Annotated in this window: 18 protein-coding genes and 1 tRNA gene; 6 read left to right on the forward strand and 13 right to left on the reverse strand. The window is 41.7% G+C overall.

The features are described 5' to 3' along the window. Window positions 1-209: 209 nt before the first annotated feature. Entirely contained in the window at window positions 210-710 is a 501-nt protein-coding gene (locus tag GGQ60_RS13850) for a GNAT family N-acetyltransferase (RefSeq protein ID WP_183765344.1), read from the forward strand. A gap of 3 nt (window positions 711-713) precedes the next feature. On the opposite strand, the gene GGQ60_RS13855 is transcribed toward GGQ60_RS13850, so the two are convergent. Further along, window positions 714-1,286 carry a DUF4256 domain-containing protein gene (locus GGQ60_RS13855; protein ID WP_183765347.1) on the reverse strand — a complete coding sequence of 191 codons (573 nt, stop codon included), beginning with the start codon at window positions 1,284-1,286 and terminating at the stop codon, window positions 714-716. 178 nt (window positions 1,287-1,464) lie between these two features. Between GGQ60_RS13855 and GGQ60_RS13860 the strand changes: the two genes are divergently transcribed. After that, window positions 1,465-1,833: a hypothetical protein gene (locus tag GGQ60_RS13860; protein WP_183765350.1), complete on the forward strand. Its 369-nt coding sequence runs from the start codon at window positions 1,465-1,467 to the stop codon at window positions 1,831-1,833. 184 nt (window positions 1,834-2,017) lie between these two features. Here GGQ60_RS13860 and GGQ60_RS13865 read toward each other — a convergent pair whose 3' ends face one another. From GGQ60_RS13865 to GGQ60_RS13880, 4 genes are read right to left on the reverse strand one after another with little or no spacing between them, the layout of a single operon-like run. Continuing rightward, on the reverse strand, window positions 2,018-2,599 hold the full coding sequence (locus GGQ60_RS13865) for a YdeI/OmpD-associated family protein (protein ID WP_308421192.1): 582 nt from the start codon (window positions 2,597-2,599) through the stop codon (window positions 2,018-2,020). 1 nt (window position 2,600) lies between these two features. After that, window positions 2,601-2,987: a DoxX family protein gene (locus GGQ60_RS13870; protein ID WP_183765353.1), complete on the reverse strand. Its 387-nt coding sequence runs from the start codon at window positions 2,985-2,987 to the stop codon at window positions 2,601-2,603. A gap of 6 nt (window positions 2,988-2,993) precedes the next feature. Further along, window positions 2,994-3,461: an SRPBCC domain-containing protein gene (locus GGQ60_RS13875; protein ID WP_183765356.1), complete on the reverse strand. Its 468-nt coding sequence runs from the start codon at window positions 3,459-3,461 to the stop codon at window positions 2,994-2,996. 5 nt (window positions 3,462-3,466) lie between these two features. Continuing rightward, complete coding sequence (locus GGQ60_RS13880) at window positions 3,467-3,787, reverse strand: ArsR/SmtB family transcription factor (RefSeq protein ID WP_183765359.1); 321 nt, start codon at window positions 3,785-3,787, stop codon at window positions 3,467-3,469. A 406-nt stretch (window positions 3,788-4,193) separates the two neighbouring features. Here GGQ60_RS13880 and GGQ60_RS13885 point away from each other — a divergent pair, with 406 nt between their 5' ends. After that, window positions 4,194-4,643, forward strand: a complete 450-nt coding sequence (locus tag GGQ60_RS13885) for an SRPBCC family protein (RefSeq protein ID WP_183765362.1) — start codon at window positions 4,194-4,196, stop codon at window positions 4,641-4,643. 133 nt (window positions 4,644-4,776) lie between these two features. Here GGQ60_RS13885 and GGQ60_RS13890 read toward each other — a convergent pair whose 3' ends face one another. From GGQ60_RS13890 to GGQ60_RS13900, 3 genes are read right to left on the reverse strand one after another with little or no spacing between them, the layout of a single operon-like run. Continuing rightward, window positions 4,777-6,150: a YeiH family protein gene (locus tag GGQ60_RS13890; RefSeq protein ID WP_183765364.1), complete on the reverse strand. Its 1,374-nt coding sequence runs from the start codon at window positions 6,148-6,150 to the stop codon at window positions 4,777-4,779. 16 nt (window positions 6,151-6,166) lie between these two features. Continuing rightward, window positions 6,167-7,609 (reverse strand): phytoene desaturase family protein, encoded by a 1,443-nt coding sequence (locus GGQ60_RS13895; RefSeq protein ID WP_183765367.1) that lies wholly within the window; start codon window positions 7,607-7,609, stop codon window positions 6,167-6,169. Window positions 7,610-7,613: 4 nt separating this feature from the next. Continuing rightward, complete coding sequence (locus tag GGQ60_RS13900) at window positions 7,614-8,075, reverse strand: molybdopterin-binding protein (protein WP_183765370.1); 462 nt, start codon at window positions 8,073-8,075, stop codon at window positions 7,614-7,616. A gap of 321 nt (window positions 8,076-8,396) precedes the next feature. Here GGQ60_RS13900 and GGQ60_RS23000 point away from each other — a divergent pair, with 321 nt between their 5' ends. Further along, complete coding sequence (locus GGQ60_RS23000) at window positions 8,397-8,822, forward strand: DUF3667 domain-containing protein (protein ID WP_229685119.1); 426 nt, start codon at window positions 8,397-8,399, stop codon at window positions 8,820-8,822. A 459-nt stretch (window positions 8,823-9,281) separates the two neighbouring features. Then, a complete protein-coding gene (locus tag GGQ60_RS13910) occupies window positions 9,282-10,259 on the forward strand; it encodes a S41 family peptidase (RefSeq protein WP_183765372.1) in 978 nt (325 codons plus the stop codon). Between the two features lie 397 nt (window positions 10,260-10,656). Here the strand turns inward: GGQ60_RS13910 and GGQ60_RS13915 are convergent, their stop codons facing one another. Continuing rightward, window positions 10,657-10,959: a GIY-YIG nuclease family protein gene (locus tag GGQ60_RS13915; RefSeq protein WP_183765373.1), complete on the reverse strand. Its 303-nt coding sequence runs from the start codon at window positions 10,957-10,959 to the stop codon at window positions 10,657-10,659. Window positions 10,960-11,018: 59 nt separating this feature from the next. Next, window positions 11,019-11,092: transfer RNA gene (locus tag GGQ60_RS13920), tRNA-Asn, on the reverse strand. A gap of 142 nt (window positions 11,093-11,234) precedes the next feature. Between GGQ60_RS13920 and GGQ60_RS13925 the strand changes: the two genes are divergently transcribed. Next, complete coding sequence (locus GGQ60_RS13925) at window positions 11,235-12,155, forward strand: PfkB family carbohydrate kinase (protein ID WP_183765376.1); 921 nt, start codon at window positions 11,235-11,237, stop codon at window positions 12,153-12,155. Window positions 12,156-12,268: 113 nt separating this feature from the next. Here GGQ60_RS13925 and GGQ60_RS13930 read toward each other — a convergent pair whose 3' ends face one another. From GGQ60_RS13930 to GGQ60_RS13940, 3 genes are read right to left on the reverse strand one after another with little or no spacing between them, the layout of a single operon-like run. Beyond that, window positions 12,269-13,864 (reverse strand): MFS transporter, encoded by a 1,596-nt coding sequence (locus GGQ60_RS13930; RefSeq protein ID WP_183765378.1) that lies wholly within the window; start codon window positions 13,862-13,864, stop codon window positions 12,269-12,271. Continuing rightward, on the reverse strand, window positions 13,857-14,915 hold the full coding sequence (locus GGQ60_RS13935; protein WP_183765380.1) for an HlyD family secretion protein: 1,059 nt from the start codon (window positions 14,913-14,915) through the stop codon (window positions 13,857-13,859). The genes GGQ60_RS13930 and GGQ60_RS13935 overlap by 8 nt, the downstream gene beginning before the upstream one ends. A 1-nt stretch (window position 14,916) precedes the next feature. Further along, a complete protein-coding gene (locus tag GGQ60_RS13940; RefSeq protein WP_260300611.1) occupies window positions 14,917-16,215 on the reverse strand; it encodes a TolC family protein in 1,299 nt (432 codons plus the stop codon). Window positions 16,216-16,258 lie beyond the last annotated feature (43 nt).

The following is a 16,258-nucleotide window of genomic DNA, read 5'->3' on the forward strand; positions in this document are numbered from 1 at the left end:
TAATGACCAATAACCAATTAACCGATGACCAATTAACTAATGATCAATGAACAAATGACCAATGACTAATGAACCAATGACCAATGAACTAATGACTAATGAACCAATGAACAATAAACTAGTGACCAATGAACTAATGACTAATGAACTAATGACCAATCAACCAATGGCTAATGACCAATAAACCTATTTTACTTATCTTTACATCCATGACCATAAGATTAGCCGTTACAGAAGATATACCCCCAATTATGCAATTGGTACGCAAGGTTGTACCTTTAATGCGTGCTGCAGGAAATTTCCAATGGGGAGACGATTATCCGAATCCCGAAGTATTTGCCAACGATATTATGATCGGTCAGTTGTGGGTTGCCGAACTGGAAAATGAAATTGTTGGCGTTTCGGCAATTACCACAGATCAGGATCCTGAGTATGCCGATGCGGGCTGGGATATTACCGAAAAAGCCATTGTCACGCACCGTTTGGCTGTAGATCCCGATCGGCAGAGCAAGGGCATTGCCAAGGCTCTAATGCAGCAGGCTGAGGCAGTAGCCCAGGCAGCCGGCGTTAATATTTTAAGGGTAGATACCAATAGCGAAAATAAAGCCACCCAAGCGCTTTTCCCTAAGCTGGGGTATACCTTTAGCGGCGAAATTGGCCTGGCTAAACGCCCGGGATTACGATTTTTCTGTTACGAAAAGCGGTTATAACGACTATACCCTTAACGAACCGCGGAAAGCCCTTGCGGCATAATAAGATTGTGCCCCATTATGATATATAAATACATGGTCGTAGCGGCGATCGCCAAAGAGGGCACCGCCAAGTTTTCTGATAGCAGGTGGTGTGGCAATCCAGCTCGAAGTTTTGGTATCAAATTTTCCAAGCTGCTGCAAGGCTTGGTATTGTTCTTCGGTTAATAAAGCTATCCCCATTGCTGCCGCCATATCAACCGCATTATTTTCGGGCTGGTGTTCTTTTCTGGATTCAAGGGCTTCGCGATCGTAACAAACACTCCGGCGGCCTTTCGGACTTTCAGCCGAACAATCGTAAAAAATATATTCACCGCTTGCCTCATCGGAACCTACCACATCAGGTTCGCCACCGGTAACTTCCATTTCATCGAGTACCCATAATTTTTCAGGTTTGTTGGTTAATCTTTCCAGCACTTTATTCCATTCCAAACCTTTATGCCTGCTCATATTTTTCTCAAAACGGCTTTTTAAAATATGGAGCAGGTCTGCTGTCTGTTCTGGAGACAATTCTTTTTTAGTATTTCCTTTACTCATGTTAAATTTAGTTCCTCAATAAAGGTATATCTTTTTATTTTCCTGTTTTAAAAAGAATGCCAATTTTCATTTAGAGCGCAGTACCCGTACAAAACAATAACTTTCTTCCCGTCTTCTGCTTTTACGCTTCGCTGCCTCGTACCTCGTTGCTGCAGGGTAACGCTTCAACCGGGGCTAGGTGGCCAAAACAGCATTCCATTTTGGTGGTTGCAGGGTGCAGAAACCCTTGTTCCTAAACCAGATTGAGCGGAATAACCCGGAGCGTAGCGAGGACTATAAGCGAAAGCGGGACTGCACACTGCCAAGAACCACAAACCGCTCATTTCATAATCCTGTTTCGGCCAGTGAGACGCTAACCGATGGAATAAAAATTGGAGCACAATACCTGTACAAAACACTTAGCTTCTTCCCGTCTTCCGCTTTTACGCTTTGCTGCCTCGTACCTCGTTGCTGCAGGGTAATGCTCCAACCGGGGCTAGGTGGCCAAAACAGCATTCCATTTTGGTGGTTGCAGGGTGCAGAAACCCTTGTTCCTAAACCAGATTGAGCGGAATAGCCCGGAGCGTAGCGAGGACTATAAGCGAAAGCGGGACTGCACACTGCCAAGAACCACAAACCGCTCATTTCATAATCCTGTTTCGGCCAGTGAGACTCCAACCGATGGGATAAAATTTGGAGCGAATTAAACGCACAGATTTCTCCGCTACGGTCGAAATGACGATGCTTCAAAATTAATCTTCCAATCCTTTACCATTCAAAATCTGAGGCATAAATTTTTCAACCCTCGCTTCGCGGGTTTTGGATTGTTTGGGTGCCGAAAAATAGAGCAGATAGCCCCTTTGTCTTCCAGGGGTTAAGCTTTCGAAAGCCTCTTTTAAATCGGGAATATGATCCAGTTTACTTTGAAACTCAGCCGGAATATTATATTCGGCCGTTTTCTTCAGTTCTACTTTTAAACCGGCCTTTTCTACTTCAATGGCATCAAAAATATAAGCTTTTAAAATTGCCTTCATTTCTACGATCTGCAATGCCGAGGTAAAACGGATCTGCCTTGCCGATTGTACATTCTCCGTTTGCTGGACCAATATACCTTCAGTGTCTTTCAACAAAACGCCCTTAAAAAATAAAAAGGCACAATATTCTTTAAAATCGTGGATCAAAACTATGTTGTTACCCTTATAAGTATAACAGGGGCAACCCCACTTTAACTCTTCGGTAAGTCCACAATCAAGAGCAATTGTTCTTAATAAGTTTACTGCCTCCTGCCATTTTTTAGCTTTATTAAAATAAAAATCAACTTTAGGATTCATCATATTATGAATTAATTGAAACAATTTTTCTTTCTGCTGGTCTGAAATACCACGAAAGCACCGTTAAAACCAACAGTAACACCGGTCCGAAATATGCCGAAAAACTATGATCGGCCACCGCAATATGCGAAAAAACAGCACCAGACATGGCAAAGAAAAAACCTGCATAAGTCCACTCTTTTACTAAAGTAAATTTAGGAATAAGCACGGCAATAACACCCAGAATTTTCCAGATCCCCAATAAAGTAAGGAAATAGACCGGATAGCCCAATTGGTTAAAAAGAGCTACTTCTTCTTTTGTTTTTAATACCTGTACAATACCGGTAGACAGCATACCCAAGGAAAGCCAAACTGTGGCGATCCAATATATAATTTTGTTTCTCTTTGCCATGACCTGTTATTTTAATTGACTTACGATATGCTGTAAACGGTTATGCGCCATGTTAATGCCCTGAGCAAACGGCAGTGATAAAATCTGGTCTCTCACTCCAACCGATTTGTATATCACATGCATGGTAAGCTTACTGCTTTCATCTCCAATCTTTTCGAAAGTTAAAAACTCGAGCTGCGCGGCAAAAGGTGTATTTTCCATTTCGAATGTCCGTGTAATTTTTTCACCCGGTACAAACTCGTGGATTACGCCACTGGCTACAAATGCCACATTCCCTTTGTTATCCGAGGTTTCGAAAGCATAACTGCCGTGTTTTTTATTTTCGAGCTTAAGCACCCTGGTACCCATCCATTGCGCTACAATTTCGGGTTCTACATACGCTTTAAAAAGCAATTCAACAGGAAGATCAAATTCCCTGGTGATTACAATTTCCTGTTTACCGTTTTCGGCATCTATTTTTGTTTTCTGCTCCATTGGTTCTATCTTGGTTTATAATTTTTCATAATATCTTCCAGTTTGTTAAACCTGTCGTCCCACATTTTACGGAAGGGCTCAATAAAATCGGCTATTTCTTTCATCTTCCCGGAATTTGTATGGTAATGCACTTCCCTCCCATTCTGCTTTTGCTCTAAGAGCTCGCATTCGGTTAAGATCTGCAAGTGTTTGGAAACCGTTGGCCTGGCCGTATCGAAATTGGCAGCAATGGCGCCAGCCGTCATCGATTGTGTAGCCACCAATAATAATATGGCCCTGCGGGTAGGATCGGCTATGGCCTGAAATACATCTCTTCTTAAATTCATTATGTAGCTATTTGACTACAAATATAAATGTAGCCATTTAACTACGCAAATTTTTGAATATTTTTTTTTGAGATTACCAAAGCCTCGGGTAATATGAAATGAAAAGTCAGGAATAAACAGGTAGCAACTAACAGTAAAAAGCCTTGTTTTAAATTGGTAGGATTTCCAAAAAAGTCAGGATCCAGCAGAATGGGGATGTAAATAACAAACTGTGCCCAGGAATTTGTAAAAAATCAAATCATAGAATGCCTGCCAACATTGTCGCAAACAGGCCTCCATAAAGTCGCTTTACGCCATCTCAAAATGATCTGATTACCTCCATATTTGTTATATGCAAAGGCTTAGCGGTTGCCAAATGGAAATCAGCAAACCGAAAGCCACATTAGTAAAACAAAAAAACATTTTTATGTCTGACAACAAAGTTTCATTACACAGGGTGATAAAGGCATCGCCGGAAAAAATATACCGTGCCTTTACTGATAATACCGCCATTGCTGCGTGGTTGCCTCCTTACGGTTTTACCTGCACTGTTCAACACCGCGAAATACAGGAAGGTGTTACTTACAAAATGTCGTTCCAAAATTTTACCACGGGAAACAGCCATAGCTGGACCGGTGAATTTCTGGAGATCAAACCCAACGCATTTTTAAAATATACCGACAGATTTGATGATCCAAACCTTCCGGGCGGAATGGTCACTTCTGTCTGGTTCAAGAAAACATCCGTTGGTACGGAACTGAGCGTGGTACAGGAAAACATTCCGGAGGTTATACCAACAGAAATGTGTTACCTGGGTTGGCAGGAATCTATCGAGAAGTTGATCAGGCTGGTAGAACCTGAAATACCGGATGCTTAACCAGGTATATCACCATTTCCTGAGGGCGGAAAAATGATTGCCGGCAGGTTCTTTTGCGAATAGGATAATGATCATAGCGCCCCTGATGATTTGGAGCGCTATTATATAAAGCCAAGCATTTTTCCAGATATATCTACTTAAAATCGGGCACCGGGAACAAATACCCGCCAAAAAGGATGTATGCCCACAATAATGTCCAAAAGATATTGAAAATCTGCGCGGTTACAAACGTAAATGCCGGCCTGCCGCCCTGCAATTTAACCAAAGACGAAAATTTAGCTTCCATACCGATGGAGATAAAGGCAATGGCAAACCAAACTGTACGTAAGCCGTTTAAGGTTGGCGCAACACTCTTTGCGGTTGCAGGCGATAATAAGAAAGAAAATACGAGCGATGCCCCAACAAAGCCCAATACAAATTTTGGGAAGCGCTCCCATACAATTTTAAGTCCGGGGCTTTCTGCTTTAATTAAACGCTTGCCCTTTTCTCCTTTTGGTTTTTTATAGGCCCACCAGATAGCGATAAAAAATGCCGCAACGCCAATAAATACGTTCTGCGAAAATTTAGCAATTACCCCGGCTTTAACGGCAATGGGACCAACCAGATCGCCAGCTGCGGTAACCGTTGCAGTGGTATCTAACGTTCCGCCCAGCCAGGCTCCGCCGATTACATCAGGGATGTGAAAGTACTTCACCGCCCAGGGCTGGATGATCATCATCGGGATGGCCATAATCAATACCAGCGTGGTTACGTAAGATAACTTCCGTTTATCGCCATTAATTGCTCCTGCGGCAACAATCGCTGCAGAAACACCGCAGATGGATACAGCAGAAGCTAAAATCACACCGAATTCATCATCCACTTTTAACCTGCGGCTTAACCATAAGGAGAAAAACCAAACCGCTGTTACTACAATAACCGCCTGTACAATTCCCGGCAGGCCCGCTTTGATTAAATCGGCTGATAAAATGGTGGTTCCTAAAATAACCAGGCCGGTTTTAATGTAAAACTCGGATCGGACAGCTTCTTTTAACCAATCGGGAAGTGTTAGCACATTACCCAACAGGATACCGATCAGTAAGGCAAAAACCACGTATTCCAATCCGAAATAAGAAACACTTTTATTACCAGCTATAATGAACGATATAATGGCAAAAAAATAAATAAACAAAAAGCCTGCAGCAAACCTGGCTACATTTCCGCCCGAAAGGCCAATGGCAATGGCTGCAAGTGCAAGAAAAACCACCCCGGTTTCTAAAATGAGTAATAAATTCTGGCCGGAAAGGATTTTACCAAATAGATCTTCGCTGGTAGCCCATTTATATGCAGGTAAAGTAATTGTTGTACCGCTATTGGTTAGATATAGTACAGTGGCAATGATGATAGTCCCTAAAATTACCGCCCACCAATCTTCAGTAAGCGATTGTAAAAATGTTTTTTTGTCGGGCGCAATTCCCGCATCGGTTAAAGCTCCTGTAGTTTCTGAAGCATTGTTCTGTGTTGACATCGTTTTTTCTTTGTGGTTATCTGATTTTTAGCTTGAAAATATCTTTTAATACTCTTTTTGCGGCATTATAGCCGGACATGCCGTGTACGCCACCTCCTGGAGGGGTAGATGACGAGCATATATACAATCCTTTGGCAGCCGTTTTATATGGCGACCACCTTAAAGCCGGACGGGTAAATAATTGCCCCAAGTCTAATATCCCCCCATTAATATCGCCACCAATATAGTTGCGGTTATGCGCTTCCATCTGTTCGGTGTTCATGGTATGTTTAGCCAAAATCCGGTCTTTAAAACCCGGTGCGAAACGCTCTACCTGATTTTCGATCAGTGCGGTCATGTCCTGCTTTGAACCGTTAGGAACGTGGCAATAAGCCCAGGCTGTTTGTTTCCCTGCAGGTGCGCGCGACGGATCGAACAAACTCTGCTGCGCCAAAAGCACAAAAGGTTGGTCTGCCTGCTGGCCTTTGCTGGTCATCATTTCGCCTGCTGCTATCTCCTCGAAAGTATTGCCCAAATGTATAGTTCCCGCACTTCTGCAGGCTTCAGCGGTAAACGGAATCGGGCCATCCAGTGCCCAATCTACCTTAAACACGCCCATGCCATAACGGTAACGCTCAAGTTGCCATTTGTAAATACTGGAGAATTTATACCCGGCAATCTGTAATAACTGTTTCGGGGTAATATCAAAAAGCACCGCATGGGCAGAAGGCAATTGGTTTAAAGAAGTAATGAAAGTTCCGGTTTCAATTTTTCCGCCAAGCGATTTAAAATAACCTGCCAATGCCCCAGCAATAAATTTCGATCCGCCTTTTGGTATCGGCCAGCCTTTAAGGTGGCCGCTGGCCATTAATACCAAACCAATGGCTGTGGTGCTTAAATTACTTAATGGTTGTATGGCATGTGCAGCCATTCCGGCAAAAAGCCCGCGGGCCTGTTTTTCTTTAAAACGTTTAACAAAACCTGTAGCACTACTTAATGCTTTTAAGCCAAAACCCGCCATGGCTAAAGGATGTTTAGGGAAATGTAAAGGCCCTAAAGCATCTTCATCAATTAACGGCCAGGTAGCAATGAGGTTTTCCATTAAAGAAGCATAGGTTTTGGCATCGTTTCCCAGGCATTCAGCCGTTTTTTCGATAGAATGATCCAGTATGGCAGCTGTACCATCATCAAAAGGATGGGCTGCGGCCAAAACAGGTTGCAGGTATTCCAATCCATGCTCCGTTAGCGGCAGGGTTCTAAAAAAGGGCGAAGCCAATGCCATCGGGTGGATGGCCGAGCACACATCGTGCATGAAGCCTGGTAAAGTAAGTTCGGCCGAACTGAGCCCTCCTCCAATTACATCTTTACCTTCGATAATTAAAACGGATAGCCCCTGTTGCTGCAAAAGAATGGCTGCAGCCAGTCCATTTGGCCCTGATCCTACAACAATTGCATCGTAATCCCGTTTTTCTAATTTCATCTGGTTATTTTATGGTTTCCGGTTTAAATAAAACGGTTCCGTCGTTTTTAATCTGCCATGCAGTAATGGGATTCATGTGGTATCCGCCAAGGTTTGGGCCACGGGCTTCTGCCAATTGCGCCAAAGTGGGTTGTAAATAACCGGTTTCGTCAGTAACGCGACTTAATATTTCTGTAGCCTCGCCCTTCCAATCCCACAAATACCTGAAATAAGTATGTGCTTTACTCAAAACCGGTTCCTGTAAGTTAGCCAATTGCCATGTTTTCCCGGCATCGGTGCTTACTTCTACTTTTTTTACCTTACCTCTGCCACTCCATGCAATTCCACGTATTTCTACCCAGCCCTTATTTACTTTTTGAGGATAAGACGGATAGGTGATGATGGAACGCGCATCTAACTCAAAGCTAAACATTCTGATTTTATCTTTTACAGGGTAAGTATATTTTGACGTTTCTTCCCTGGTCATATAAGGTTCTTTAGCAGGTTTTCTAACCTTGGCTCAAATGTGGAATTGGTGGTCGGGTTTTAAGGTAGCCATGGGTTTCCATCTACAGCCTTTGGTAAAAATTAAAATCAAAAAGCAGTCTGAGTTAAGCTTAAAGGGGCCAAGCAAACATATAATCACCTTTAAGGATGCCTTAATCGCATTTTTTATATTGGGTTTATTGATTGTTTTCTCACAATTATTCCTCCACACAAATTTTATCTATCTATTCCTTTAACGATTAAACAAAAAATCAACTTCTATGATGTATCCTGATCTTACTGCCGGAACTGCAGCCATAGCGTGAGCGGTAATTTCTGTGGCCAATGCGGCCTGCCGGTAAATGTTAAAAGAGTAGATTCGCATTACATCCTCCACGAAATACAACATGTTCTGCATTTCGAAAAAGGGATATTGTACACGGTAAGAGAGCTATTGATCAGGCCGGGAAAAAACATCAAGGAATTTATTAGCGATAACCGCAGCAGGTTGGTAAAACCGATACTGTTGACTATTACTACTTCTTTGATCTATACCATCATCAACCACTTCTTTCATATCGAACCAGGTTATGTAACGTATATCGGTCAAAAAAAATCGGCTATCAGTTCCATCGCGGATTGGGGGCAAAACCATTACGGATATAGCAACATCCTGATGGACATATTCATTTCCTTCTGGCTGAGCTCTTCTTTAAAAAAGACCACTATAACTTTTTTGAGATATTGATCCTCCTCTGCTTTGTAATGGGCATGGGCATGTTATTTTCTCTGTTTTTGCCATTGCAGAAGGGTTGACCAGCTACCGCCTGATGAAAATTTCGGGTCCGTTAAGCATCATCTACTGCGCTTGGGCCATTGCGCAGTTTTTTAACAAAAAGAAAGTAAGCAGTTATGTAAAAGCATTTATAGCCTATACTCGGGATGCTAACCTTCGCTATTTCGATAACAGGACTGAGCCTTTTAATTGATAGCTTAAGCAAATAAGTACTAACGGAACAAGCCTAACTAAAACATATCCAAACCCATATTAACGATGTTTTTAGGTACAGGGATAACTATACGGACTTCTAGTCAACACTAAAACGTTTTAAAAATTCCTAATTCGCATATTTTTATCGTCACAAGTTTTAAAGTGTACGATATTTTCAATAGTTTAGGAACAAGCTAAACCTCAACGTTTTTACGCATGATCAAAACTTTTAAATCCCTTGTACCGGCACTGCTTGCCCTGATAATCACAACTTCTTCCTGTGCGCAGAGAAAACCATCAACCCAACAGAATATTTCCTTATTAATTGCTACGGTACAGAATAATCTGAAACAACAGTATTTCAACCGCGAGAAAGGCATTTTTTTGGCCGAAAAACTGGCAGAAATGCAACAAAACAAGGCATTTGAAGGCTTAACTGCAGATTCTGCGGCCAAAACCATTACCGCCATGCTGCGTAAGGAAACGAATGACAAACATTTTAATATCATTGCCTATAACATTGTTCCAGCACCTAAAGCGGAAAAAGTAGCGGCCCAACCGCCTTTTACGGCAGGTATTACCACGGTAAAGGTGCTGAAAAACAATATCGGTTATATCAAATGGGATGCCTGTATTGCAGGAGAAGCAGCCTATAAAAAATTACGGAACACACTCGATGCCGTTGCTGGCTGCAAACAGATCATATTCGACATCACCGAAAACCCCGGTGGTGATGGTGCGAGCAGTGCTTTCATCAACCAGTTTTTTTACGGTTCGAAGGATTACCAGACACTCCTGATCAAAAAATGTACTGGTGAAAACAACTGGCACCAAAGCGAAGTGATCTTCGATTATACTGAAGGCCCAAAATTTTTTGACACACCACTTTACATCATCACTTCCGACAAAACCTTTTCTGCTGCCGAGTATTTTGCATTTACAGCCAAAGAGATGAAAAGGGCAACCATTTTAGGTAAAACGACCGGAGGTGGGGGCAACCCGGGTCTATGGTCTGCATTTTCGCTGGCCAATTCCGATACCTATTTCTGGATGTTTATCCCCAACTGCCAGATCACTACACGCGATGGACACTCGCTTGAGGGGGTAGGTGTTAAACCGGATGTGGAACTGGTAAGCAATAACTGGCTAGCGGAAACGGTGGCTTATATAGAAAAACAAAAAGGGGCACAATAACCATGAATCCAGCAGAAGACAAAAAAACCGTTACTTAAAAATTTGGAATTTCATGTGTCCTGTGCCGCTAAATAAATATTTTAGCCTATTTGTCTGTTTTAGCCCAATTGCCCATGAGTCATTTTGGGCCTATTATTAGATGAATAAAACGATTTGATCTTACATTCTACAGGAGTGCGGTAAAAACCATAGATAAGCCTCAACACTTTTGATTACCTAATTAGGATACAAAAAAACCACAAATTCATTGTGGTTTTTGAAGCTCCTTCTGCTGGGCTCCCTTCACCTGCGCTCAGGATAAACTTCTCGCCCAGCGTAAAATAAATAAGCCTCACAACAATGTTGCAAGGCTTTTAAATCTGCTCCTTCTGCTGGGCTCGAACCAGCGACCCTCTGATTAATCCCGATGTATCGGGACTCTAACCAGCTGGGCCAATTCACCTAAATCATTAATTTCTAAAACAATTTTTTCAATTATTAATCGGCTCTTTGTCTTTTTAACCGCTTTCTCAATCTTCATAGCGAAACCGCGGTCCTCTCCTAAAGCAAGAGATTTCTTCAAAATCCATGGACGGTGTTTTGAAGTATAAGTTGTTCTTTTACCATTGTTATGCTCACTTAGTCGTTTCTCAGCATCTTCTGTATAGCCAACATAGTATTTATCAGAAGAACTGGAATATAAAATATATAAGTAAAACATAAAAACATTAAAAACAAGAAAGCCTTACCAGATATGGTAAGGCTTATTCTTTGAAATTGCTCCTTCTGCTGGGCTCGAACCAGCGACCCTCTGATTAACAGTCAGATGCTCTAACCGGCTGAGCTAAGAAGGAATCCGGCTATCCAAAAAAACAGTTTCTTTAAGCTTTGCAGCAAATATCCGCTTGTTCGTTTTGGGAATGCAATATTAGGGCTTTTAAATTATTTATGCAATATTTGCAGTGAAAAATTTTTAAAAAAAATTAATACATATATATGAGTCTGATAATCATAGGTACTGTAGCTTTTGACGCTATTGAAACCCCTTTCGGTAAAACTGATAAAATAGTAGGTGGAGCAGCAACATACGCAAGTTTAGCGGCTTCTTACTTTTATAATAAAGCAAAAATTGTAGCCGTAGTGGGCGACGATTTTCATCAATCAGACATCGATATCTTCACTAAACATGGTATTGATACCGAAGGGTTACAGATTAAAGCAGGCGAAAAATCGTTTTTCTGGTCAGGCAAATACCATAATGACATGAATAGCCGCGACACCTTAATAACGGAATTAAATGTACTGGAAAACTTCGATCCGGTTATTCCGGAAAGCTACCAGGACTGCGAATACCTGATGTTGGGTAACCTCACGCCACAGGTACAGCAAACCGTGATTAAACGTCTTAAAAACCGCCCGAAACTGATCGTAATGGATACCATGAATTTTTGGATGGACATTATGATGGATGATTTACTGGAAACCATTAAACTTGTTGATGTATTAACCATTAACGATGCGGAAGCACGTCAGCTATCGGGCGAATACTCTTTGGTTAAAGCGGCTGAAAAAATCCTGGCCATGGGCCCTAAATACCTGATCATTAAAAAGGGCGAACATGGGGCGCTGTTATTCCATGGAGACCAGATTTTTTCTGCTCCGGCATTACCTTTGGCAGAAGTATTTGATCCTACTGGTGCTGGTGATACCTTTGCAGGAGGTTTTATCGGATATCTGGCGAAAGTGGGCACAATCAACTTCAATAACATGAAAAACGCGATCATTTACGGCTCAGCCCTCGCTTCTTTCTGTGTAGAGAAATTTGGAACTGAAAAATTATTGAATTTAACTGACCAGGAAGTTGCAGCAAGAATCCAGGAATTTGTAAACTTAAGTGCTTTTACAATAGAAGTATAAAAACAAATGGCCATTCTGAGCTTGTCGGGGGGGAACATTATACCAGCCGTTTCGGCAAGCTCAACATGCCCCATCTTATCGGCACTCGTAAACGTTTGCATCAAACAACCATATTAAAACCCGGCAGCTGCGGGTTGTTTATTCCTGAGGTTAATTACTGTTCTGCTAATTACCGGCTGCAAGGCAATGAGCATAATCGATAACAGACAAAGAACCGCAATCCATTCGTAATAGCTTACACAGAACTGCAGGAAGGTTTGTTTTTGCACGGCTTTGTTTAATAAACTGATCGCTGCTTTCCCCGCTTCATCGCTGGGCATTCCCTTACTGCTTAATGCCGCTTGATACATTTTTAACCTATACGGCAAGTTAAAATCGAGCAAAGTCAGGCTACTCCGTAAATCATCATTATGTTTTCCTTTAAAGTATAACTGATAGAAATTAATAAAGGCCAAACTCAGGCTAAAGGTAGAAAAACGGACAAAAATACCAACGGAAGATGCCGATTGACTCAGTTTCTCCGGAACAGAAGACATGATAAACATCACAATCGGCGACATCACCATCCCAGCCCCCAAGCCCTGCATAAACAAAGGCAGGTAAAAATTTCGGGTTCCGGCTTCAGTTGCAAATAACTGGCACATCCATAAGAAAAACACAAAAAGGAATATAAAACCCATTACCCAAAGCACCCTTAAATGTTTCTGGCGGATGAGAAAACGGATTGCAATAACAGAGCCTGCAACCACCCCACCAATATTAAAAATCATGATTTCGTTGGCATGGAGTGAATCCATCCCCAACACGGTAATAAAGTAAGATGAGGTAAGGCTGAACGCACCGCGGATCACATACAGAATCACCAAAAAGACAATGCCGATGGCAAAATTTCTTGATTTAAATACACTCAGATCAACAGCCGGCCTTTTTAAAGTGCTTTGCCTCGCTACAGAAACCAGAAACAAAAACAGGATAGCAAAAATACAGAACTGAATACTCGAATCATCAAGCCAATCATACTGTTGCCCATAAACAAGTACATAGGCAATTAATACCAGCATTGTAGCAAAGAGCACAAAACTCATCCAGTCTATTTTGTACAGTGGTGTTTTGCGTAAAACATGTACCCTGTTCATGATGCAAAAAAGCAGTGCAGCACTAGGCAAAAAACAAAATATAATAGCCTTATACACCACATTATACTCAAAATTCTCTACAACAGGCACAGAGAAAAGGGCGGTAACCGGCGATACACACAAAATCATTCCATAAAAAATGGTGTAACCTGTTTCTTTTGCATGTTCCGATTTTAACCTGCTGAAAAGCAGGTTTAGTGAAATACTGGTTAAACCACAGTTTACAATGCCCTGCAAAAATCTTAAGGCAAAAATCAGCCAGATTTCTCGGGTATGATAACACCAATAAGCGATCAGGACTTCTAAAAGAATACAGATCAACAAATAATCTTTAGTAACTACCCTGGCAAAAAAACGCCGTTCAACCACAGCAAAACTGGCTACCGCAGCATAAAACATCAGTAACGAAAACTGAACATCGGAGGCATTTGCCCCGTAATAACCTGCCGCAGCAGTACCATCGGCAGTCGACAATGCAAAAAGCAATACCGATGATAAAAGCACTGCAAAAATGCTCAGTATGATCAGCCATTCAGTAACCCTGGCTTTAAATATAGGCAGTTGATCAGTCATTTTTTTTCACTTTAACAATGGCACTCATTCCTGCACTCAATGCATCGACCCCTTTTTCCTGCTTATCTAAACGGATACGAACCGGAATTCGTTGCGCAATTTTCACAAAATTCCCAGTCGAATTATCGGGTGGCAACAATGAAAATCTCGAACCGGTTGCACCAGACAGCGATTCGATTTCACCTGTAAACGATTGCCCGGGGAAAGCATCTACCTCAACATCAACCTTTTCGCCAATATGCATTTTCGCAATCTGAGTTTCCTTAAAATTAGCTACCACCCATTTTCCTGCACTTCTGTCTACTAAATAGGCGATGGTTTGGCCGGTTTGAACCAATTGCCCTACCTGTATAGTCCTTCTACCCATTTTGCCATCATAAGGGGCTACAATAACCGTGTAAGAGGTGTTCAGGTTATTTCTTTTCACTACGGCTTCTCTCCTTTTTATTTCAGATTCCAGCACGCTGCTCTGCGCTTTAATATCATTCGTTCTAGAAATAGCCGTTGCATAATCTTCTTTGGCCGCCTGATACTCTGCCTGTGCCACTTGCAATAAACTTTCAACGGTTTCCAACTGTTGCCGTGTAGCCGATTCTGCATCGAACAGTTTTTTATAGCGATTATATTCCGTTTGCTGTTTCCAAAGTTTGGCCTTTGCAGCGGCAATTTTAGCATCGGCAACCAGAGCTGCACTTTGTGCCGTTTTAATATTACTTTGTTGTACCGAAACCTGTGCTTTTGCATTTAGTAACGAAGCCGAAGCCTCATCTTGTTGAACGGTATAATCATCATCATCAATCAGCACCAGTGTATCGCCCTTTTTCACTTCCTGGTTTTCTTCAAACCTTACCGCCTTAATATAACCGCTCACCCTTGCTGTTACCGGGTTAATATATTCATCTACCTGTGCATCGTTGGTTTCTTCGTATTTCATATAGCCAAAAAGGGTTTTCCCACCCCATATTACCAACACTACCAATACGATGAGTGCAATTATGGTAGTGATGCTACTGATAATTTTATCGGCTTTACTTTGTTTCTGTGTGTTCATTTTATAAGTTTCCTACGGCTTTTTGTAATTGATAGTATTGTATTTTCGCATTCACCTTTGCGGTGGTCAGTTCGAATTTCGATTGCAATAATTGTGTTTCGGCATCCAACAGATCGGTTAAAAGCGAAAGCTGATTGAAATAAGTATTCTGCACAATGCGATAACTTTCTGCAGCCTGTTTAATATTTTCTTCGGCCAATGCGATACGCTGTACCGATTCTTTATACCGGATATAATTCTCCTGCACTTCCTGGCGGATATGATCCTTTACCTCTTCATCTTCTACTGCCTGCTGATGTACTTTAAGCTCTGCTTCTTTCACTTTGTGCTGATTGGTGTACCAGGAAGAAATCGGGATTTTAAGTTTTAACCCCACCATACCTGTACTGTAAAGCGAAAGTGCATAAGGATAAAACTGAATCTGCGGATAGGCAAATGCATATTCACCGAAGAAACCCAAGGAAGGCATCACGTTCGATTTTACATTTTTAAGTTTCAATTTCGCGAGTGCCTGTTCCTTTTCCGAAATCTGGATTTTGTAAGAAGATGTTTTGGCATCGTTAAAATATTCATCAACCTGTTTTAATGCAATTGCATCCGTTTCCTGATCCGAAATCTCCGGATTTAAAGGTGCGTCATCTGCCCTGCCAATTAAAATATTCAGCTTCTGCTTAGCTATTCTGATACTGTTTTCGATTTCGGTAAGCAGCATACGTTGTTTAGACAGGCGCAATTCGGCCCTCAGTACATCACTTTTTAATATCGTACCGTTTTTATACAGCTGGTTAATTTCGGCCAGTTGCTTTTCGCGGTCGCGGATATCCTGTTCCAATAATCCACGGTACGAAATATTGCGGAATACCTCGTAAAAATAAACCGCCGCCACATAATGGATTTCCTGTTTCTGCTGCCCTTTTTGTATCCTGCTCAATTCGCTTTCTACTTTCGAAGCATTGATTTCAGTATTGGTTTTCCCGCCATTATAAATATTGAAATAAGCATCAGCACTGGCTTTATAGTAAGTAGGTGCAACCGGAAACTGACCCGGGCTATGAAACAATCCATTTTCATAAATAGGCAAAGGCAAAACATGTGCGTAAACCCCATCGGCAGCAATTTCAGGCAATCGTTCTGCTTTACTCACTTTTACATGGGCATCTGCCGCCTGCACATTTAGGTCCTGCACCTGGATCCTTTTATTGTTGCTGTCAGCCATTTCCCAAACCTGGTTGATGGTAAAATTGCTTTGATCCAGAACAGTTTGTGCATGTACAAAAATTGATAATAAAAGAAAGGGCATGCACCCCCAAAACAACCTTTTATGTTTTAAAAAAATCATATCT

Source organism: Pedobacter zeae, assembly GCF_014196715.1.
Taxonomy (GTDB): domain Bacteria; phylum Bacteroidota; class Bacteroidia; order Sphingobacteriales; family Sphingobacteriaceae; genus Pedobacter; species Pedobacter zeae.